Source organism: Anabaena sp. FACHB-595 (assembly GCF_048568275.1).
Taxonomy (GTDB): domain Bacteria; phylum Cyanobacteriota; class Cyanobacteriia; order Cyanobacteriales; family Nostocaceae; genus Trichormus.
The window spans coordinates 6,358,330-6,379,394 of the sequence record NZ_CP183473.1 but is presented as its reverse complement, the minus strand read 5'-3'; the positions used below and the strand labels follow the sequence as shown (position 1 = coordinate 6,379,394).

The 21,065-nt window shown below is 40.6% G+C and carries 18 protein-coding genes, 1 tRNA gene and 1 pseudogene; 12 read left to right on the top strand and 8 right to left on the bottom strand.

Annotated features, from left to right (window positions below; translation table 11 throughout):
- Positions 1–2 precede the first annotated feature (2 nt).
- The 7 genes from ACN222_RS26690 (at position 3) to ACN222_RS26660 (ending at position 8,220) form a co-directional block, all read left to right on the top strand.
- The gene (locus tag ACN222_RS26690; RefSeq protein ID WP_010999471.1) at positions 3–1,202 is read left to right on the top strand and encodes an ABC exporter membrane fusion protein; all 1,200 of its coding nucleotides are present in this window, start codon (positions 3–5) and stop codon (positions 1,200–1,202) included.
- Positions 1,203–1,258: 56 nt separating this feature from the next.
- The gene (devC, locus tag ACN222_RS26685) at positions 1,259–2,437 is read left to right on the top strand and encodes an ABC transporter permease DevC (protein ID WP_010999470.1); all 1,179 of its coding nucleotides are present in this window, start codon (positions 1,259–1,261) and stop codon (positions 2,435–2,437) included.
- A gap of 66 nt (positions 2,438–2,503) precedes the next feature.
- Entirely contained in the window at positions 2,504–3,505 is a 1,002-nt protein-coding gene (locus ACN222_RS26680; protein ID WP_010999469.1) for an NAD-dependent epimerase/dehydratase family protein, read from the top strand.
- Between the two features lie 113 nt (positions 3,506–3,618).
- Complete coding sequence (locus ACN222_RS26675) at positions 3,619–4,086, top strand: DUF2141 domain-containing protein (RefSeq protein WP_010999468.1); 468 nt, start codon at positions 3,619–3,621, stop codon at positions 4,084–4,086.
- Between the two features lie 101 nt (positions 4,087–4,187).
- A complete protein-coding gene (locus ACN222_RS26670) occupies positions 4,188–5,447 on the top strand; it encodes a glycosyltransferase (RefSeq protein WP_044522608.1) in 1,260 nt (419 codons plus the stop codon).
- Between the two features lie 134 nt (positions 5,448–5,581).
- Entirely contained in the window at positions 5,582–6,811 is a 1,230-nt protein-coding gene (locus ACN222_RS26665; protein WP_010999466.1) for a glycosyltransferase, read from the top strand.
- A gap of 143 nt (positions 6,812–6,954) precedes the next feature.
- On the top strand, positions 6,955–8,220 hold the full coding sequence (locus tag ACN222_RS26660) for a glycosyltransferase (RefSeq protein ID WP_010999465.1): 1,266 nt from the start codon (positions 6,955–6,957) through the stop codon (positions 8,218–8,220).
- A 108-nt stretch (positions 8,221–8,328) separates the two neighbouring features.
- On the opposite strand, the gene ACN222_RS26655 is transcribed toward ACN222_RS26660, so the two are convergent.
- Positions 8,329–9,555, bottom strand: a complete 1,227-nt coding sequence (locus ACN222_RS26655) for a tetratricopeptide repeat protein (protein WP_010999464.1) — start codon at positions 9,553–9,555, stop codon at positions 8,329–8,331.
- Between the two features lie 190 nt (positions 9,556–9,745).
- On the opposite strand from ACN222_RS26655, the gene ACN222_RS26650 reads away from it, so the two are divergent.
- Positions 9,746–10,345 (top strand): chromophore lyase CpcT/CpeT, encoded by a 600-nt coding sequence (locus ACN222_RS26650; RefSeq protein WP_010999463.1) that lies wholly within the window; start codon positions 9,746–9,748, stop codon positions 10,343–10,345.
- A gap of 119 nt (positions 10,346–10,464) precedes the next feature.
- Here the strand turns inward: ACN222_RS26650 and cpdA are convergent, their stop codons facing one another.
- On the bottom strand, positions 10,465–11,265 hold the full coding sequence (cpdA, locus tag ACN222_RS26645) for a 3',5'-cyclic-AMP phosphodiesterase (protein ID WP_010999462.1): 801 nt from the start codon (positions 11,263–11,265) through the stop codon (positions 10,465–10,467).
- 431 nt (positions 11,266–11,696) lie between these two features.
- On the opposite strand from cpdA, the gene ACN222_RS26640 reads away from it, so the two are divergent.
- The 3 genes and pseudogenes from ACN222_RS26640 to ACN222_RS26630 all read left to right on the top strand — a co-directional run.
- Positions 11,697–11,768: transfer RNA gene (locus tag ACN222_RS26640), tRNA-Cys, on the top strand.
- A 111-nt stretch (positions 11,769–11,879) separates the two neighbouring features.
- Positions 11,880–12,209: a potassium transporter TrkG gene (locus tag ACN222_RS26635; RefSeq protein WP_323790859.1), complete on the top strand. Its 330-nt coding sequence runs from the start codon at positions 11,880–11,882 to the stop codon at positions 12,207–12,209.
- Between the two features lie 38 nt (positions 12,210–12,247).
- Positions 12,248–12,790: pseudogene (locus ACN222_RS26630) on the top strand (potassium transporter TrkG); the annotation flags it as partial.
- A gap of 131 nt (positions 12,791–12,921) precedes the next feature.
- Here the strand turns inward: ACN222_RS26630 and ACN222_RS26625 are convergent.
- Positions 12,922–13,290 carry a four-helix bundle copper-binding protein gene (locus ACN222_RS26625; protein ID WP_044522603.1) on the bottom strand — a complete coding sequence of 123 codons (369 nt, stop codon included), beginning with the start codon at positions 13,288–13,290 and terminating at the stop codon, positions 12,922–12,924.
- A gap of 583 nt (positions 13,291–13,873) precedes the next feature.
- On the opposite strand from ACN222_RS26625, the gene ACN222_RS26620 reads away from it, so the two are divergent.
- Positions 13,874–15,103: a zinc-dependent alcohol dehydrogenase gene (locus ACN222_RS26620; RefSeq protein WP_010999458.1), complete on the top strand. Its 1,230-nt coding sequence runs from the start codon at positions 13,874–13,876 to the stop codon at positions 15,101–15,103.
- A 333-nt stretch (positions 15,104–15,436) separates the two neighbouring features.
- Here the strand turns inward: ACN222_RS26620 and ACN222_RS26615 are convergent, their stop codons facing one another.
- The 5 genes from ACN222_RS26615 to ACN222_RS26595 form a co-directional block, all read right to left on the bottom strand.
- Positions 15,437–15,829, bottom strand: a complete 393-nt coding sequence (locus ACN222_RS26615; protein WP_010999457.1) for a peptidoglycan-binding domain-containing protein — start codon at positions 15,827–15,829, stop codon at positions 15,437–15,439.
- A gap of 29 nt (positions 15,830–15,858) precedes the next feature.
- A complete protein-coding gene (locus ACN222_RS26610) occupies positions 15,859–16,371 on the bottom strand; it encodes a PRC-barrel domain-containing protein (RefSeq protein WP_010999456.1) in 513 nt (170 codons plus the stop codon).
- A gap of 99 nt (positions 16,372–16,470) precedes the next feature.
- Complete coding sequence (locus ACN222_RS26605; protein WP_010999455.1) at positions 16,471–18,927, bottom strand: TIM-barrel domain-containing protein; 2,457 nt, start codon at positions 18,925–18,927, stop codon at positions 16,471–16,473.
- Positions 18,928–19,016: 89 nt separating this feature from the next.
- Complete coding sequence (locus ACN222_RS26600) at positions 19,017–19,820, bottom strand: hypothetical protein (RefSeq protein ID WP_010999454.1); 804 nt, start codon at positions 19,818–19,820, stop codon at positions 19,017–19,019.
- A 188-nt stretch (positions 19,821–20,008) separates the two neighbouring features.
- On the bottom strand, positions 20,009–20,644 hold the full coding sequence (locus tag ACN222_RS26595; RefSeq protein WP_010999453.1) for a hypothetical protein: 636 nt from the start codon (positions 20,642–20,644) through the stop codon (positions 20,009–20,011).
- Between the last annotated feature and the right edge of the window lie 421 nt (positions 20,645–21,065).

Sequence of the window (21,065 nt, the reverse complement as noted above, 5' to 3'; positions counted from 1 at the left end):
ATATGGCAGTAAATAAAGAACGCCAATTATTTATCAAACCCCAAGGTCGGTGGCGGTTGATTTTGGCAGCATCCCTCACCTTGGCGGCTGGGCTAATATCCCTTTATAGTTTGTCCTCCAATAGATTTTCCGCACCAGTCAAGACCCCCGCGAATACTCCCAAAGCGGCACCAGTGAGAGTTGCTGTTACCGCTTTAGGGCGCTTGCAACCACAGGGTCAAATCACTACTTTATCTGCTCCCAGTTCCACCAACGGTATCCGTGTAGATAGACTGCTGGTGAAAGAAGGTGACGAAGTACAAGCAGGACAAGTATTGGCATATCTGGAAGACTATAGCCGTGCGACCGCAGCCTTAGAACAAGCCTTAGATAAACTGCAAATTGCCAAAATCAAACTTGCACAAGTAAAAGCAGGTGCTAAACCTGGAGACATTGATGCTCAAAAAGCGACAGTTGCTCGTTTAGAGTCACAATTAAAAGGAGAAGTTGCTACCCAACAAGCAACAATCAATCGCATCAAAGCTGAACTCAACAACGCCCAAACCGAAAACGATCGCTATCAAAAATTGTTCAAAGAAGGTGCTGTTTCTGCATCTGTATTCGATAGTAAAGCTTTACAATTGAAAACTGTCGAACAACAACTCACAGAAGCCAAAGCCTCCCTCAGTCGCTCTCAAAACACCCTAGCTGACCAAATCAAAGAAGCTAAAGCTACACTCAGCAGTGTCAAAGAAGTACGGGCTGTAGATGTAGACTTAGCCCAAATGGAAGTGAGAAGCGCTGTAACGGCAGTTAAACAAGCCAAAGCTGACCAGGAGTTAACTTACATTAAAGCTCCTATTGATGGCAGAATTTTAAAAACTCATGCCAAAACAGGCGAAGTTATCCCCAGCAGTGGATTTGCTGATATTGGTAAAACATCGCAGATGTATGTAATTGCCGAAGTTTATCAGACTGACATTCAAAAAGTGCGTGTAGGTCAAAAAGCAACAATTACCAGCACAGCATTTTCTGGCAAACTCCAAGGAACTGTTAGAGAAATTGGTTGGCAAGTTGATAAGCAAAGCATTTTCAGTCTCAACCCCAGATCAGATACCGACCGGAGAATCATTGAGGTTAAAGTCTCCATTGATAATCCCGCAGATAGCGAACGGGTAGGACGTTTGACCAACTTACAAGTTGATGTAGCGATTCAAATTTAATTGTCATTAGTCAACTGACAACTATCAACTATCAACTGTCAACTGACAAAATCAATATGAATTTTAAAATTCCTTTAGCATGGCTACAGCTAGTCCAACAGAAAATTCGTTTTCTTATAGCTGTAGCTGGCATTGCTTTTATTGTCTTACTGATGTTTGTGCAACTTGGTTTCCAAGATGCGCTTTACTCTAGTGCTACCGCAGTCCATCAAAATTTACGCGGTGACCTATTCTTAGTCAGTTCACAATATAAATCTTTGACAGCAAGCCAAAGTTTTTCTCGGACTCGATTGTATCAAGCTTTAGGGTTCGATGGGGTAGAATCAGTTAGCCCCATGTATTTGCAGTTTGCAAAATTAAAAAATCCGGAAACTGGAGAGAAATATTCAATTTATGTAATTGGTTTTGACCCTGGTCAGCCAGTCATGAATATTCCAGAAGTGGAAGAAAATTTAGACAAGCTCAAAATCCCTGATGTCATGCTTTTTGACAGAGATTCCCGGCCAGAATTTGGCCCAATCGCTGCCAATTTTAACAAAGGAGATACAGAGCAGACAATTGAAATTTTCCCCTTCGATGCGCCTATTGGCTACAAAGTTAGAGTAGGCGGACTATTCAGTTTAGGCCCTTCTTTTGGCGTTGATGGTAACTTAATTGTCAGCGATTCCACGTTTCTCCGCATCAATCCTAATACCCGCCCCGCAGAGAAAATTGATATTGGTGCAATCACTCTTAAACCAGGTGCTGATCAAGAGAAAATTGTTGCTAATTTGGAAGCTAATTTACCAAATGATGTGAGAGTTTTTACTCGTAAAGGCTTTATCGATTTTGAAAAACAATATTGGTCAGTCAGAACACCAATTGGTTTTATTTTGAACATAATGCTAACAATGGCTTCTGTTGTGGGTGTGGTGATTGTTTATCAAATTCTCTACAGTAATATTGCCACCCAATTTATTGCTTACGCCACCTTAAAAGCTATTGGCTATCCTAACATTTATCTCTTAAATGTGGTATTTCAGCAGGCTTTAATCTTGGCATTATTAGCTTACATCCCAGGATTTTTATTTGCAGTAGGCTTATATGATTTTGCGATGACAGCTACTAAATTACCAATTGTGATGACAGCAAATAATGCTCTCATCGTCTTTGTATCAGTAGTCTTAATGTGCATCACTTCCGGCGCATTGGCTATTAACAAACTTCGTTCTGCTGACCCGGCTGATATTTTTTAGGGAGTAGAGAGTAATTTCTCTCCTGGGTTGAGAATGGAAATTTTAGTAAAACAATAACTCTGTATTATGGATTTGCAAAATAAAACTCTGCTGATTACTGGAATTGATGAATTTATCGGTTTGCGTGCAGCTGAGTTGGCGATAGCACAGGGAATGAAAGTGCGTGGACTGCAAAGTTCTACTAATAAAGATAAAGCACAAAAATTAGGCGCTGAGGTGATTGTTGGTAGTATAACTGATGCAGCGATCGCCCAAAAAGCCTGTCAAGGAGTAGACGTTGTTCTACATACAGCGCAATTGTCCGAAGAAGCAGGCCCCCTCAAGGATTTTCGGGAAATTAATGTGGCTGGTGCAGTCAATATGGCTAAGGCTGCCAAAAATGCTGGTGTGAAATGCTTTGTGCATCTTTCCAGCGTTATGGTGTATGGGTTTAATTATAGCGATCGCATCACCGAATCCGGCCCACTTTCTAGTGATAACAATCCCTATTGTCAAACCAAAATCGAAGCTGAAACCGAACTTTTACCCTTAAATTCTCCACCCGATTTTGGCTTAATTATCATTCGTGCTGGAGATATTTACGGGCCGGGAAGTATTCCTTGGATAGTCAGGCCAATATTGATGATGCGGCAAAAATTATTTGCTTATGCTAACGAAGGTCAAGGAGTTATCAATCATGTTTATATCGATAACTTAATTGATGCCATCTTTTTAGCAGTAGCAAAAGATGCGTATGGTGAAATATTTAATATCACCGACGGCGAAGAAACTTCTTGGAAGGAATACTTCATGCGCCTAGCTGCAATGGAAGGTGCATCTGCTCCCATGTCTATCCCAAAAGATGAAATGAAGTTGTTTTTAAAACTGCGAAATCAGGGACAAAAACTATTTCGCAAAAAAGCTGATATTCTGCCAGAATCAGTGGATTTCATGACTCGTCCCCATGCCTATTCCATTGCTAAAGCCCAAAGACTATTAGACTATAAACCAAAAGTTGACCTAGAAAAAGGCTTAAGTCAAACAAAAAACTGGTTGCAAAATACCGATATTCAAAAGCTAGTTAAATAGGTTTCTGGATAGATTAGAAAACTGGTAGTGGTGAGCAAAATAATTAGCTGCTCATTTCTCTGACTGCATTTTTCTAGAATTAACCATCTCAAATAATCTGAGGAATAGCAAGTATGTTGAATATTTCACGTTTGCGCTACTTTTTATTAGCTGCTGTATTAAGTCTCGTCTCCCTAAAAGTGGCGAACGCAGAAACTACAACTAAGTTAACTGTCGTAGTCAATGGGATACGCCAACAAAAAGGCGCAATATGCTTCCGGGTGTACGCCAGCGAGAAAGGCTTTCCCATGAGTGATACTAGCGAAATTCAAAGTGGCTGTACAAGAATTACAGGTAAGAGCGTAAGCAAAAGTTTCTACGGCTTGAAACCAGGTAAATATGCGGTGGCGATCGTCCATGATGAAAATGGCAATCGCAAATTAGATACAGACTTTTTTGGTATTCCCAAAGAAGGCTTTGGAATTTCTAATAATCCCATCGTTTCTATCCAAACAGGGACACCAGCATTTAGTAAGTCAAGTTTTACAGTCACAAAAAGCACCAGCGTTAATATTTCCGTTAAATATTCACTTGATCCATAAGGAGTAGAGATTGGGGATTGGGGAATAGATGTTTACTCCTCACTCCCCCATATCTTGACCATTACACAAGCAAGACAAAATTTGCCGGAGACAAAGATGTGATGAAAGAGTTGGCAATTTTCTTGTCTAAGTCTTTGCTGGGGTGGTTAGTTATTCAGATGTGTCTTTCATTCATATTTTTGCTGTATGTGCGGACATGGCGGTCTAAAAACATACCTGATGAGCAGTTACCAAAAGCGGCGGTAATTATTTGTTTACGGGGAGCCGACCCTTTTTTACCCAACTGCTTAGAAGCACTGTTACAGCAAAATTATCCAAATTATGATTTAAAGGTAGTTGTTGATAGTCAGGATGACCCTGCTTGGAAGATTGCTAGTGATAGCATCGATAAATTAGCCGCAACTAACGCTCAAATCAACCATTTGCGAGTTATCCGCCACAACTGTAGTCTTAAGTGCAGTTCTCTAATTCAAGCTATTTCCGATTTGGATGATTCTTATGAGGTAGTTGCTTTAGCAGATGCAGATACAATCGTTCATCCTCATTGGTTGCGGGAATTAGTTAGCCCTCTGGGTGACCCCAAAATTGGGGCGACGACTGGTAATCGCTGGTATGTTCCTACTAACCGCTATTGGGGTTCTTTGGTACGTTACACCGGGAATATAGCTACCGTTGTGCAGATGTACCTATTTGGTATTCCCTGGGGTGGGACTCTAGCGGTGAAAACAGAGGTGTTGCGTCAAACAGGACTGCTGGAAAAGTGGGCGCAATCCTTTGGCGAGGATTTAATGATGCCCAATGTGCTGAAAAAGCACGGTTTACGGGTTAAATTTGTGCCTTCTTTGATTATGGTCAATCGTGAAGAGTGCGATTTATTAGGAATTATCGAATATCTCCAGCGCTTTCTGCTTTATTCTCGCCTCTATCATCCCCAGTGGCTAGCTATAGTTAGTGAAGCTGTTTCTAGCATTTTGTTCCCCACTTTAAGCATTATTGTGTTTCTGTTGTCTTTGGGTGATGCTCAATGGGATGTAGCAGGTTTATTGTTAAATTCCTACAGCATTTATACTCTGGGATTGCTCTTACTCATGCTGGTGATGGAGATAGGACTACAACCAGTAATTTGCGCTCAAGGTCAGCCAGGGACACAGTTATCAGTTGCGAGGATGGGCAAAATGTTACTGGCAATTCCCCTAACACAATGGGTGTATGGGTTAGCAATGCTATCTTCTGTGTGGATATCAACTGTTAAATGGCGGGGCATTATTTATCGGATTCATAGCCATGACGATATCCGCCTAGTTGAGTATCATGCCTATGATTTTTTGGATCAACCCATTGATAGCAAAATATCTTTGTGAAGAATAGCAATAGGGGTATAGGGGTATAGGGGTTTAGATATTCAAAAACCTCACACCCTTACACCCTTACACCCTTACACCCTCACACCCCTATACCCTTACACCCTACTAAATTGTGTAGAGGTAATCAATAAATGGATGAATTGGCGATCTCAATATCAAAGTTATTGGTGATTTGGTTAGTTGTTCAGGTGGGCTTGGTACTCAGATTTTTGTGGTCTTTGAATGTACGCTCCCATAGCTTACCTGATGAGAAGTTACCAAAAACGGCAGTATTGTTATATTTGCGGGGGGCAGATCGGTTTTTAGCTGATTGTTTGCGATCGCTGCTCAAGCAAAACTATCCACGCTATGATGTAAAGCTGATCGTCGATAGTGAACAAGACCCAGCTTGGCAAGTTGTCCAGGAGACTATCAAAGAAATCGGTGCAAATAATTTTCAAATTAATTATTTGCGGACTATCAGCCAAACTTGTAGCCTCAAATGCAGTTCCTTAGTGCAAGCTGTTTCAGAATTAGATGATTCTTATCAGGTAGTGGCTTTAGTAGATGCTGATACTATCGTTCATGCCAATTGGTTACGAGAATTAGTTAGTCCTCTGACAAATCCGACGGTAGGAGTAACTACAGGTAATCATTGGTATGTACCTACAGGCACCTATTGGGGGACTGTGGTTCGGTACATTGGCAATATTTCGGCGATCGTCCAGATGTGCCTATACGGCATTCCTTGGGGTGGAAGTTTAGCGATAAAAACAGAAGTGCTGCACCGAACAGGGTTGTTAGAGAGGTGGGAACACACCCTGAGCGAGGATACGATGCTATCTAGCGTCATGGCTAAATATAATCTTCAGGTGAAGTTTGTACCTTCTCTGATTATGGTCAATCCACAAGAGTGTGATTTACCAAATTTAAAATACTCGTTTCAGCGCCAACTACTTTCTTTTCGACTTTATCATCCTTGGTGGTGGGTGTTAGTAGGTGAAGCGGTTTTGACAATAGGGCTACCTCAGCTTCTCTTGTTTGTGTGGTTTATCTCATTCTTTAGTGGGCAAGGAGATACAGCCATTTTTGCTTTGAGCTGGTATGCCATTTATATATTGGCATTAACTATGCTCATACTGTTTTTAGAGTTGGGTGTACAACCAATCATACGTTCACAAGGTAAACCTGTGACTCAATTGTCAGCCTCTCTCATCTTGAGAATAGTCATGGGAATACCCCTTACACACTGGGTTTATGGCTGGGCGATGATAGCCTCTCTACGGATGCAAACAGTTAATTGGTGCGGTGTCACCTATGAAGTTAACGGGCCTGTGAATATTCGCCTAGCTGATTATCGTCCTTATCAACCATTGAATTAACCCATAACTCCCGCCAAATTTGTTGGTGAGGAAAATTCAGGTATGGGTGTAAGGGGAAGATAACTGTTGATTGTTGACTAATAACTAATAGGGTGTTTTCAAATACCAAATTTCCCTAAGAAATACAGAAATTTACTAAAATTATGCAAAAATCAAAGCTTCGCATTGCGCTGTTTAGCGGATTGTATGCACCTTTCTTAACTGGAGTCTCAGTTGCGGTACACCAGAGGGTTCATTGGTTGTTAAAACAAGGTCATGAAGTATTACTTGTTCACCCGCAAATTAACGACAAGTTCCCCAAAAATGTGGGAAGCCGCCCAATGGCAGGACTAGAAGAACTAAAACCTTTCCCTAATTTTTCTTCCTTCGCATTTCCCACACAGCCACTGATATTTTATAAGTCTCTTCCCCAACCTTTAAGCTATCGCCATTGGAGTGATAGTAAGTTACTTTCAGACTTCCAACCAGATATTATCGTAGTGGAAGAAGCAGCACAAATGCGGGGTTTATACTCAGGTTTGTTGCAGGGTTATGGTCGTCCTGTAGGTGTGAAATATGCTAAACGCACCCATACCCCCATTATTTCTGTCTTCCACACAGATATTGTTGCCTATATCAAATATTACTTTGGTGATATCTTCTTTAGCTTGGTGCGCCCTCTGATTCCACTTTTAGTAAAACAGTTTAGTGACAATTATGACTTGAATGTGTTTCCTTCACGAGAACAACTCAAGAAATACCACAACTTAAAATGTCAGCGTAGCGAATACGTGCCTTATCAAGGAATTGATTGCGAAAAATTTCATCCCCGCAACATCATTCACAACCCAATTCCCAACGATGGTAGACCGACTCTATTATTTGTAGGACGCATCACCGCCGAGAAAAATGTCACGCAACTCATAGATATGTATCCCCTGATTGCTGCCAAAATTCCTGATGTGCATTTGGTAATTATTGGTAGTGGGCCTCTAGATGAAGAAATCCGCAGACGCGTCCAAAAATTTCCTTCTGGTATTACCTTCTGGGGTGAGTCTCACGGTACAGAACTTTTAGGTTGGTTCGCCCGCGCCGATGTTTTTGTCAATCCTTCTGTAACAGAAAACTTCTGCACCACAACCAACGAAGCCTTAGCCTCTGGTACTCCAGTAGTTGCGGCGATCGCACCATCAACTTCAGAACAAGTTTTCCCTGGTATGAATGGTCTTTTAGCAGAAGCGAATAATCCCAAAGATTTTGCTCAAAAAATAATTACCATTTTGGAAAATCCTGAACTCAAATCTGCCTTGAGTGAACAAGCCCGTCCTTCCATAATAGGTTACGATTGGTCAGCCTGTATGGAAAAGTTTGAAAGCAAACTGTATGAATTAGTACAATCTTCCGACAAGCAAGAAGTAACTTCCGTGTAATAAGCTAACGCGTACCTAACTACTAATAAGAGTAATAAGGGCTGTTAACTGTTAACTGTTAACTGTTAACGGTCAACAGTCAACAGCACTCATGATGGATTGTGCAACTTAAATACTGTTAATTTGCTGTGTAAAATAAGCTTCTTGATGTTTTAATTGTTGCGCCAGTTCTAAACCTTTTTGAAATGCTGCGAGTGCGGCTGAGGAGTCTTTACGCTCTAAATATAATTTCCCTATTTGGTCGTAAGCTTCCATTAGACCGTAAAAGTTGACGGCTCGTGTTTGTATTTCTACAAGAATTTCGCTGGCTTGCAAAGCTTCATCTAGTTGTCCTTGAGAACGGTACAGAGAAATTAATTTCTGTACAGCTTCCGCCGCACTAGGATACTGTTGCAATTGCCATGCAGTTATATAAGCTTCTTGGTAGTTTTTAAAAGCTGCTTCTAGTAAAGCAGGATTTTCTCGCGCTAAAGTTTCATAATTAGCGGCGATCGCTAGCTGTAAGGTTGGCAACTGAGTAAAATTATTATTCTGGGCATAAATAGCTTTTATCTTGTTTAAAACATCAATAGATTTTTGTGCTTGCTTAGACTGTTGATAAATATAAGCTAGCTTTTGCAAGTATGTGAACTCCTGATTTTGATTTTCCCCTCCAGAGGTAGCTAATCTGAGCAATTCCTCATAGGCGGTAGCGGCTTGGGGATAATCAAACCAATTGAGGTTTAGTTCTCCTATCGTTGTGAGAGTATTTACCTGGGCAACTAAATCTTGTTTTTCTCGAACTGTGGCTAAAACTTCGTTGTAAACTGTAATGGCGTTTTTTAGCGATCGCGTTTTCTGATAGGCTTCGCCCAAAGCTTGTAGTAGTGGTAAGTCAACACTGTGCTGTACATTTTCGTTTCGCGGTTGTGCCTGTTTTTGAATTGCTTGTAATCGTTGAGTGATGTATTGTAGCTCTTGGCGATCGTTTTGATTCCACGCAATCTCACCAACCCGCGACAGCGCCTTGACTTCAGCGACAGCCCCTAAATAACGACGCAAACGTAGTTCACGGTTCCAAATTTCAAACGCCCCTAAATTATCCCCAGCTTGCAACTTCGCTGTTGCTTGTTGGTTTAACTCATCTAACGCCGCCTCCAACTTTTGTTTTTCTGCAACAGTTAACTGCTGTTTATCGCGCAAAGTTGGTACAAGCGGATCAGGTGTAGTAATTTCCAATGGGCTAGGAGGAAACCTGTCTGCTTGTTGAGGATCGTTACTCCTGGCTAGAGTTACAGAATTGGTAAGTTGCCAAATAATAACAGTCGTAATGAGGAGACTTAAGCGCCTTAGCATAAGGATTTTACAATTTTGTGGGTATGAAGGTGAGTAACGGATAATGGGTATGAGTTGCTGCCTAATAACTTTAACTGCAAATTCATTAGACGCATCAACCTGAAATAAATATCCCCAATTCCTAATTCCCAGCCTCCAATCCCCATTAAGCTTTAAAATACTCTCAGATATTTTTAAGCAATCTGATGTAATGACTCACTCTACAGACATAGCCACCTTAGCACGCTGGATGGCAGCCGACTTTAGCAATCAAGCACAAGCTTTTGAAAACCCACCTTTCTACGCCCATATTCGTGTGTGTATGCGCCCCCTACCGTGGGAAGTATTGTCTGGAGTAGGTTTTTTCGTTGAACAAGCTTATGATTATATGCTCAATGATCCCTATCGTTTGCGGGTACTCAAGCTAATGATTGTAGGCGATCGCATCCATATTGAAAATTATACAGTTAAGCAAGAAGAAAATTTTTACGGTGCATCCCGCGACCTTAATCGTCTGCAAACTTTAACTAGCGAATCTTTGGAAAAATTACCAGGCTGTAACATGATTGTTGAGTGGACTGGTAACAGCTTTAAAGGTACGGTAGAACCAGGAAAAGGTTGTATTGTTGTTCGCAAAGGTCAAAAGACCTACTTAGATAGCGAATTTGAAATTAACGAAGAGAAATTCATCAGTCTTGATAGAGGGCGAGATTTAGAAACAGATGCACACATCTGGGGTTCTGTTGCTGGCCCGTTCTATTTTGTACGTTTGCATAATTTTGCCGATGAGGTCAAAATAAGTGCCGAGTGATATTAGCTGTAGTGGGATGTTGAGCAGGTTTCTAGGTTTTTAGTATAACTTGGTAATATTCTGCGTCCTTCTACGCTTACTCTATCTTTTAAAAAAGTTATAAAATTTCTGCCAGGTACTTAGTAAGATACTGTTACCGTCGGCTCTATGGGGAGGGAATAAGGCACTCGCTCAATTTTAGTTGTCCATGTGCCATCGGCGTATAGTTTCAACAAACGAAAACCTGGTAGTTCTTGGTTAATTGCAAAAGTAGTGCTTTGGGACTGGAACTGATAGCAAGTTGAGGGAGATCCCAAGTAGTGAACATTGTGGCGCTGACGCCGAAATTCCTGGTGAATATGACCAAATAAGACTAGCTTGACCTGTGGGTAACGATCAATCACAGCAAACAACTCCTGAGAATTCTGGAGACAGCTACGATCTATCCATGCGGAATTCACTGATAAAGGAGGATGATGTAATGCTATTAACGTGGGATTATTAGGTAGCATTTTTAACTCAGAATCCAGCCAATCTAGGGTAGTAGCTGAGAGATAACCATACACACAATCAGTAACACTAGAGTTAAGCAATATAAAATTCCAATTTCCCCGTTGAAAAGACTTACGTCGGGAAACCATGCCTAGATTTAATATTTTATCCATTGCGATCGCACAGTCATGATTTCCTGGGAGCCAATAAGTAGCTATTTGCAGTGAATTTAAATAGTGTTGTAGGTTTTCATAAGATTCTGGTGTCCCGTCATCAGATAAATCTCCTGTCATCAGCAGCAAGTCTAGCTCTGGTCGTAGTTCCTCTAGCCGCTTCATCACAGCTAAAAAAGACTCTGTTGTAGATATTCCTTGTAGCCTTTGGCTTTCTGAAGCCAACAGATGTATGTCTGTTATTTGAGCAATTGAGATGGGTAACTTTTCGTTCATTTTTACGTTTAGCCACTTATACGTATTGATACAAGATTTTCCCTAGTAACATGAAATGAGTAGTAAATTCATTTTTTAACTTATCAATGAAGCAATAGGCTATCTCATCTCAGGTAAATCATTTACGGCTTGCTACTATATCTAAGTCAATAAATATAAGTAAGCTCTAGTTCTTTTTTATACTTTTATGGATTATTTCAGATTTTCATCTATCTTAAGGAGTAAATTATATTTTTTTTGTATTTTACGACACTCATAACTCATAAATAAAAGTGTAAATGCTTCTCTTTTATAAGACTAGTTTATAACTTATATTTTTTTAACTTAACACTCACTATGCTTTGAAAACTCCACTAGCAATAGCAAAATTTTTGCAACTTGGGGATGCAAAACAAAGCAAACCTATGCTATGATAGTTGACTGTAGAGTGCGGCGGCATAGCCAAGTGGTAAGGCAGAGGTCTGCAAAACCTCCATCCCCCGGTTCAAATCCGGGTGCCGCCTTAAGGCTTCTAACTTTTTAGAAGTCCTAAGATATAACAAAACTGAACATTTGAGAGTCAGCAGAAGAAAATCGCTCCCAGCATTACCGGAACCGTGCGTAAAATTTGAAAAATTTACCTGCTATACACGGTTCTGAGTGTGTTGCTGTTAGGTTTATTGGGTATGCCTTGGTGGGAAGCTCTCAACTACGCTATGACTACTATTTCTACAGGTGGTTTTGCAATTACTAGCGAGGGCTTGACTGTATATGCACCAATTGTACAGTTAGCGGCGATCGCCATCATGATTACTGGAGCAACTAGCTTTTCGGTACACGCAAAGCTGTTGAGTCAGCATCGACTATCTATCCTTTGGCGAGATCCTCAACATCGGATGCTATGGCTACTATTGGTATTGGAATATTATTGCTACTGGAATATTACTCGGTTACAGGCTCACTGAAATGGCTCGACAGTTTATTTCAATGAGTTTCAGCCTTAACAACCTGTGGTTTTAATACGGTTAAGATCCAAGATTGGAGTCCTATCACCAGATTGTTGATGAGTTTGGGAATGATTTTTGGTGCTGGTTCTACCTGTGGTGGACTAAAACTTAGTCGTATTGTGACTTTATATAAAGCTGTCGTTTGGCACTTACAGCAGATATTTCTCAAACCAGACGAACAAATTAAGTACAAACTTGATGGACAGGAAGTTACAGAAATTGAAGCTCACCGTCAAATTAGAACAGCTACGGTTTTAGCAACACTCTGGTTAGGATTTTTGGGAGTTGGAGTTTTGCTTTTGCTCCAAGTTGTTGAAGCGCAATATACAGTTCCCGATGTCATTTTAGAGTCTGCTTCTGCAATGGGAACTTCAGGCTTATCTGTAGGAATTACCAATCCGAATTTGCATTGGATAGGCAAATTAATCTTAATTTTGTTTATGTGGATGGGGAGAGTAGAAATTATTCCGGTAATGGTACTGTTTGCTTTTGTTTTCCGTCCATTACAGCAAATAATTAGAATTAAAAAATCGCGTTAAAACTCATATAAAATTTGGGTTTATTTCTGCTCTCTTCCCTGCTAAATGTTTTGTATAATTATATTTTTTTTAAACATAGAGATTTTGCACTTGCTGACTGCCTGATTACAGCAGCCAGCATTTTTAATGACTTATGCAGTTGCCATTGACATTCGCCGACAAGATTCGGCACAGCGACGACACATATCAGTGCAAGCTTTCATTTGAGCATCATCACCGAAGCGATCGCAATTCTGAGCGCAACGCTCACAAACTTCTGCACAAGTACCGCAGGTACGAGTATGAAGTTCAGAAGTCCGCAGCATAAAATTGGCACTAGTTTCACAAATTTCAGCGCAATCAAGCAGTAACCTAATATGAGATGCTTCTGTATGATTACCACCTTTTTGTAAGCAGTAAGTCACGGTATTTAAGCAGATGCTATGGCAATCTAAGCAATTTTGGATGCACTCCTGCACCTCTTGGTTAATTTGATTCAAGGACAGTTGTTGTATAGCCAAGATTTTTACCTCTCTACTTACTAAATTGTAGGCATAATTGCCTTTAGACTTACCTTAGACATCTAAAGGCATAACTGCCCCTACCAATAGGAGTAAAGAGTAATTATGACTTATGAAATAGCATAATTTCATGATGATTTCATTTTTGTGGGTATATTTATTTGCTGCTCAAGAATCTAGCTACTCCCCATTATTTTATTAGATGAGTTCAACTACCATAGCTTCTGCTTTAGACATCCTAGTAAAATTCAAGACTCTGTTTCGTAGTGGCAAATAGTGGTTACACCATTGTTAAAAAATGGTAGAAATAGCCGATTTTTGCTTGAGATTGATATTGAGAGTTTATCTCTTTCTTAAGGGTGAGAAAAAACCATGAAAATATCGATACCATAAAAATTAAGTACGTAGGCTATTTAGTTTATAACCAAGTTTATTCGTTGTGGAATTTACCATCGAATAACTAACTTATCTACAGTTTTTCTACTTTATTAAATAAATAAAAAATTGCTCATATTTTTTAATAGCTAAACACACTAGCTATTTTGTTGTGAAAGATAAACATCATTCGTTAGGAGTATTCACCATGAAAGCAGTTGTTTTTCACGGAATCGGGGATATCCGATTAGATAACGTACCAGAACCAAAGATTAAAGAGCCAACAGATGCCATTATTCGACTGACTTCTAGCGCAATTTGCGGCACAGATTTACACATGATTCGGGGAACATTCACAGGCATGAAACCCGGTACCATTCTGGGACATGAAGGCGTTGGTATTGTTGAAGAACTTGGTTCTAACGTGCGGAATTTGCAAGTGGGCGATCGCGTTGTCGTTCCCTCGACAATTGCTTGTGGCTACTGTTCTTACTGTCGTTCAGGTTATCATGCTCAATGTGATAACGCCAACCCCCACGGACATAACGCTGGGACAGCTTTCTTCGGAGGCCCAGAAGCAGCAGGCCCATTCGATGGATTGCAGGCAGAATATGCTCGGATTCCTTATGCTAATGCAGGGTTAGTCAAGCTACCAAAAGAAGTTACAGACGACCAAGCAATTCTGCTGTCTGATATCTTTCCTACGGCATACTTTGGAGCTGATATTGCAGAGATCACACCAGGTGACACAGTCGCTATCTTTGGTTGTGGCCCTGTTGGCCAGTTTGCCATTGTCAGCGCCAGACTTTTCGGTGCAGGACGCATCATTGCAGTAGATACAATTCCCTCGCGCTTGGAAATGGCGCGTGATCTGGGTGCAGAAGTGATCGATTATAATGCCGAAGACCCAATTGAGGCGATTCGTGAACTGACTGGGGGAATTGGTGTGGATAGAGTGATTGAAGCAGTTGGTGTAGATGCCAATGCGCCTGATAGTGGCCCAGCAGCCAAAAAAGCACGACAAGAAGCTCAACAATTTCAGCAGCAGTTACAACAAATTGCCCCTGAAACGAATCCCCAAAATGGCAATTGGCATCCTGGTAATGCTCCTTCTCAAGCATTAGAATGGTCAATTCAAGCATTAGCTAAAGCTGGAACCCTCTCGATTATTGGAGTTTATCCCCCAACTCACAATTTCTTTCCCATTGGTACAGCAATGAACAAAAATCTCACTATCAACATGGGGAATTGTAATCACCGCAAGTATATTCCTCTGTTGGTGGATTTAGTTCGTAATGGCACAGTAGACCCCACAAAAGTCTTAACCCAAGTGGAACCGCTTATGTCAGTTATCGACGCTTACAAAGCATTTGACCAACGGCAACCAGGCTGGGTGAAGGTGGAGTTGGTGCCAGGAGCAGCTTTAGCTAATGTTTAGAGTCTTTTTCCATCTCGTCTTGTGAACTAAAAAAATTTACATCAGCAAGTAAGTTGATTTGCTGATAGTTAACCCTCTTTCATCACTCTCGGTAAATAAAAATCTAAAACCCTTATTTTTCAAGACTTTTATAAATTTGGGCGTAGGTTGGGTTGAGGAACAAAACCCAACATCTAAAGACTTTAGTATTGCTAGGGTTCACTCCGTTCAACCTAACCTACATTTATTTTTTTATGCTCAAAGTGAAAGTGATAGAAGAGGGTTAATCTATGGTTTGGGTGGAATGAGCATTAATTGTAGGTAGATTGTCTAAGAATACTAGAATTAAACCTGTCAGAAGGGGCCAGATAAGGGTGGTATATTCTTGCTATTGCGTAATGCTTGCCAGGTTAGTTTTCCTACCCTACCATCACCAACCAATCTTTGCGATCGCTGAAATGCTGCTACGGCTCTAGCGGTTCTCAGACCGTAGATACCATCAAGCGCTCCATTATAAAATCCTAAAGATTGCAGAACAGCTTGCACATCTCTTACCGCCTGTCCACGAGATCCTGGTCTTAAAAAAGGAGCATTCAAAAGAGTGTATCTTGAGAGCCTACCTGCTCTTTGAACATTACTATTTACTTGCGCGTTAGCAGGCGCAAAACCCAAGGTCAACATCCCCATAAACAATGCAGAAATTAAACCCAATGCTAGAATTCTTGAGCGAATAAATCGATGTTTCATAAATTTATATTCCTCTATAAGTCAAATTATCAAATTGCTCTGTCTAAATTCCTCCTATTTTTCAGGTTTTCTGCGTATGTTCTGAAGTAAGGATCATTGAGTTCGTAAAAGTAAGGCTCCATTGTGTAATTGTAGGTAGCTGGAGTCCCAAACATTCCCATTGTGCCTGGCGTTGCTAATGGTACTAAAGGTCGATAAATCCCTCTAACTCGCTCTTCGTAATCATTATCGATTGCTAAACCTTCGCTAAATTCCGGTAAATTTTCTACTTGCTCTTTAGTTAGCCCAGGTACCAACAAACGTTTATTTTCATAGTTCAGGCGCGCTAAACCAATAGGAAGCAACACCTTTTTACCAAACACCCAAAAGCCTGTATCAATGATGAAATAACGAAAATGCCCGTCATCTTCATCAACTAATATGTTGTCAACATTACCAATTTTATCATTGTCAGCGTAAACATCAAAATCCTTAATGTCATTACCACCAAAAATTTCATTGATGTAGTTAGGGTTATATTCATCGAGTTTATACAAAGCCATGTTTTTACCTCCTAAAAAATCTGTTGAAATCGATTAATACCTAACTTCAATAACTAATAAAAATAAAAGAGCAATAATTTGACATAAGCTGATTTAAGGTTAGTTGAAATACTCAGAATGGGTGAACATTCCTTGCCAGCGAACTTGCTCAAATATTTCTAAATCTAAGCATCGTCCCTGATTGACAACTTCATCGCCGTCCACCCAAACTTGCTGCGGTTCAAACCCGTGGAGATATAATTGAACACTCGTGTAAGGAAAAACGTAATCTCCCTGTTGTTTCCAAATCAGTTCTAAGAAGTCTTGATTGTGCGTTAAGTAAAAACGATCGCACCGCGATTCACCATAACCATCACCCTCATCACTGTAAACCTGACCTTGACTAGTTAAGAATGCGGACGGATAGAGATGAAGAATCAATTGATTATTTTCCTCCATTGGTAAGATGCTTCCTGCTTTGACCAATATCGGTATTTGTTCTAGAGGTGCTTTTAATTTGACCTGCTTTTCTCCCTCTAGGAGTTCATCATTCCAAAAGTTATACCAATTTCCCTTAGGTAATATAATTGTTCTTGAGGTTGCGCCTTCTTCGGCGATCGCCGCAACTAACAGGGCATCACCCAACAAAAAGGCATCATCTATATCCCAAAGGTGAGGATTGTCCTGATCTGCCCAGAATAAAGGACGTACTAGAGGATGTCCGGTTTGAGTGGATTCCCAAGCTAAGGTGTAAAAATAGGGCATCAAACGATACCGTAATTGTAAGAATTGCCGCACAATACCCAGCGTTGGTTCACCAAAACTCCAAGGTGTACGAGGCTTAGTATTATTGGCAGAATGGGTGCGGCAAAATGGCATGAAGCAGGATACCTGAAACCAGCGTAAGTATAATTCTGCACTCGGATGACCCTTGAATCCACCAATATCAGAACCACTGTAAGCAATTCCCGATAATCCCAGGTTTAAAACTGTGGGAATAGTTTGGCGTAATCCTTCCCAACTGGTGATAATATCTCCCGTCCAAGTCCAGGCATAACGTTGTAAACCTGCCCAACCAGAGCGCGAAACAATGAAAGGTCGTCGTTGAGGTTGGTACTCACATAAGGCTTGGTATCCAGCCTCAGCTTGAAGTAATCCATAAAAATTATGCGCTTCGCGGTGGTCGCCACCTCTACCTTCCATTGAATGCCAAGTTGCATGGGGTGGTAGTGAAGGGTCGCCCCAAAGTACAAACACACCTGGTTCATTCATATCATGCCAAAATCCAGTAATGCCCAGGTCAAGCAGATACTCATACTGTCTACTCCACCAGTGACGGGCTTGGGGATTGGTAAAATCAGGGAAAGCAGATAAACCTGCCCAAACAGAAGCGATCGCAGGTTTACCATTTGGCAATTTACAAAAGACATCCTGAGCGCGTCCTTCCTCAAACAGTTTGTTTTTTCTGGATGCTCGAACACCAGGGTTAATAATAGTAATTAACCTTATTCCCTTAGCTGCCAATTCTGCGGCTAACTCAGGAAGATGAGGAAAGCGATCGGGGTCAATGGTAAAGGCACGAAAATTATCTAAAACATCAATATCTAGGTGCAATGCACTTACGGGAATGTTGTATGTTTCAAACCCCTTTACAACTTCCCGCAGTGCGGCTTCTCGTTCGTACCCCCAACGCGACTGATGATAACCAAAAGTCCAGCGTGGTGGTAGAGGTGGGCGACCTGTTAATTCTGTGTATCGCTCCAACAATTGAGGCAAAGAACCCGCACTAAAGTAATAGCGCAACATCCCGCCTTCAAACTCGGCTCTAGCTAAGTTTGAGAAACTAAAGTTGGCAGGAAAGGAATTTTCATAGAAAATTAAGTAGCTACCTTCTTCATGCAGACCTAAATAGACTGGAATGCAAAGATACAGGGGGTCAGTTCCCGTCCCATATATGCCTCCTGCATCATAGTTCCACATTCTGTATGTCCTAGTTTCCTCTTCATTGCCGCAGGTGCGGAGATTTAACGGAGCTGCTCTTTCCCCCAAGCCATAAATATGTTCTTCTGGTCGCAGTTTGGCTTGATGTATCCAAGCTTCTTCTTTTCCTAGATGTGATAGCTTTGTTTGCCGTTGAGGGGGTAATTCCTCCCGTAATGTCAGTCTTAAGCTGTTCTGAAATTTCAGACTACCATCAACGTTAACAATCACCTTTAGCTGTGAACTAGAAATTGTCCAACACTTTTCCGTCTCTTGAAATGTCGTCTCTACCTCTGGCCAAGCATTGCGGGAAATACCATAAGCAATAGGTAATATCCCTGGTTTCCACTCAACACGCACTAAATCAGCACTCAAAAAACAAATTTCCAACTCAAAGTGCTGGAAGTTGAATTGTCCACCGCTTTTAGTGGCTTCAGCTTTGTAAACTTCTCCAGTTTCCTCAACAGCTTCTAAGGTTTGAGGCTTAAGAAACTGACGCTCTAACCAATCTCGTTGTAAGGGATATAACAGCGACCCGAAGAACCGACGCAGTTTGATTGTTCGCAGGTTGAGCAATGTTTTGTTGAGGATATCCATAAATTAGGAGTCCCAATTGAGAATGATTTACATCTGAAAAGATGGAGTTTTAACTATGAGTCGATTCAAAGGCGTACAGAAAGAATTTCCTATTGGGGAATCGCTGAGGGATAAACCTCTGTTGCAACTAACACAGGTTTATTGCGGTATTCTGCTTCCAGTGTCCTCTGCAAAGTCAAATCCCAGTTCAGATCGTAATCCCGCTCCAATTCAGCTACAACAAACGGACGCAACACCCCTGTAACTGCAACTTTCTCACCTTCATTGACAGTTCCTTTCGGAGTCCCGGCGCGTATCACTAACAAATCCTCTCCACCAAATAACTTATCTTCATCCAAGGTAAACGAACTGGTATTTCTAATATTTTCCACTTCACCTGTCACCGCTAGGGTTTTGCCATAATAAAGACTGGGGTTTGTGGTAAGTTCACCAGGTTTAGGAGCAAGTGCCAGTGATTGAGCGATAATTGCAGGTTGACTTTCGTAATCTCTATACAAGTTGGCATCTAAACCCAAGTTGTAATCTCGATTAATATCTGCAATTACAAACTTACGAACTGGGCCTGTTGCTTGAATTGGTGTGTTTGGGTCAGTAGGTAAGGTAAAAGTCTTACCAGAAGCATTCACCACTAAAATTGGTTCAGCACCAAAAAATTCCTTATCGCTGACTGTAAAAGTTGATGGGCCTAATGTTCTGATAGGCGTACTTCTAACGGTTACAGTTCGACCGATGAGTTGGTTTGTATTTTCTGTGACTTCCTCTGTAGTAACGTTGTTTTCTGGTACTGCGGCTTCTCGCTCTAAGTTGTTGGTACAAGCTCCTAGTAAAGCTGTGGAGATTGCTAGAGTAATAACTCCTTTGGAACTCCACTTATTTCTGACGAAGTTGATCATTGCAAAATCTCCATTCAATTTGATTAATATCAAGTTCAGATGACTAATTATTCAAAGCTCCCCACATTTTTGCCTCAATCTTAATGATGATTTTGTCCCTTAGCTTGATATATCTTTTTACAATCACAAAGCTTTTGATTGTTGGTAGTCAGCTTTTCCAAACATTAAAAATTAATGGGTGAACTACATTAATTTAAAAATACCTGACCATTCCTTTGAATTCTCAAGACACCTTGATTATTATCGAAATTGGTTGTTTCATCTAACGAGACTGAAAGCACCCCTTGGGAGGTAGACATCGGCATTACTTTTAGCAGTCCACCATCTTCACGTACCAAAGTAATAGTGACAGGCGTTGGTAAATTTCTCAGAATAAACTCTTGTCCACCTGTAATATAGCGAGGCTGTGTATGACCAATTGCTTGATAAGAAATACCAGCATTAGTGTTATTTTTTAGCTTTACATCGACAGTACCTGCTGTTGGTGTAATAGTGGCAATCGCACTTTGCCGACTTTCAGGGACAGGTGGCTGTATGGGTCGTACACCTGTACGCCGAGGAACCACCAATATAGTTGGTTGACCTAATGTTTGCCCTTGCTGTTGTAATCTTAAAGTTGCAGCATTCGGCGGACATCCGGGTGGAACCATAACTCGATTACGATGTGGTTCTTCGTAAAAAATACTGGGACAAGGATTAACTGTGGGCATTTGTGGTTGTGCTACTGCTGATTGAGAAATTGTAGACAAGCCAATTAGTAAACTTCCAAAGGCTGTTCCTGTTAATCCCATTTTTTTCAAACCAGAATGATTGAGATTGTACATAAATACCTCCTTGACAATTTCATTTGGTTACTTCTTTATTTAAAATAAGAACAGTTATATCTAGTGACAAAAAAAACTAAAAATGCTTATGTTTACCTAAATTTAATTCATGTAATTATAAGCATATTAAATAGAATTGCGACATAAATACCAACTGTGATTTGATGTTAAGTCTTAACATTGTTAAATATAAATATATCTTAAAACTTAAATTTGACCAATATTCACTAATAAACTAAAAGATAAAGGTGGAAAACTAGTGGAAAATATATATTTTCCGAATAAATTAATACTTAAGAGTGAGCTTACTAAGACTATAGATATACTAGTTTTCCATCAAATATGCCATTATATCTAGGCAGGAATATTAATAATTGAAGCCCATGATAACTGAACTTAAAACAGTCTTGCTGATTTATTC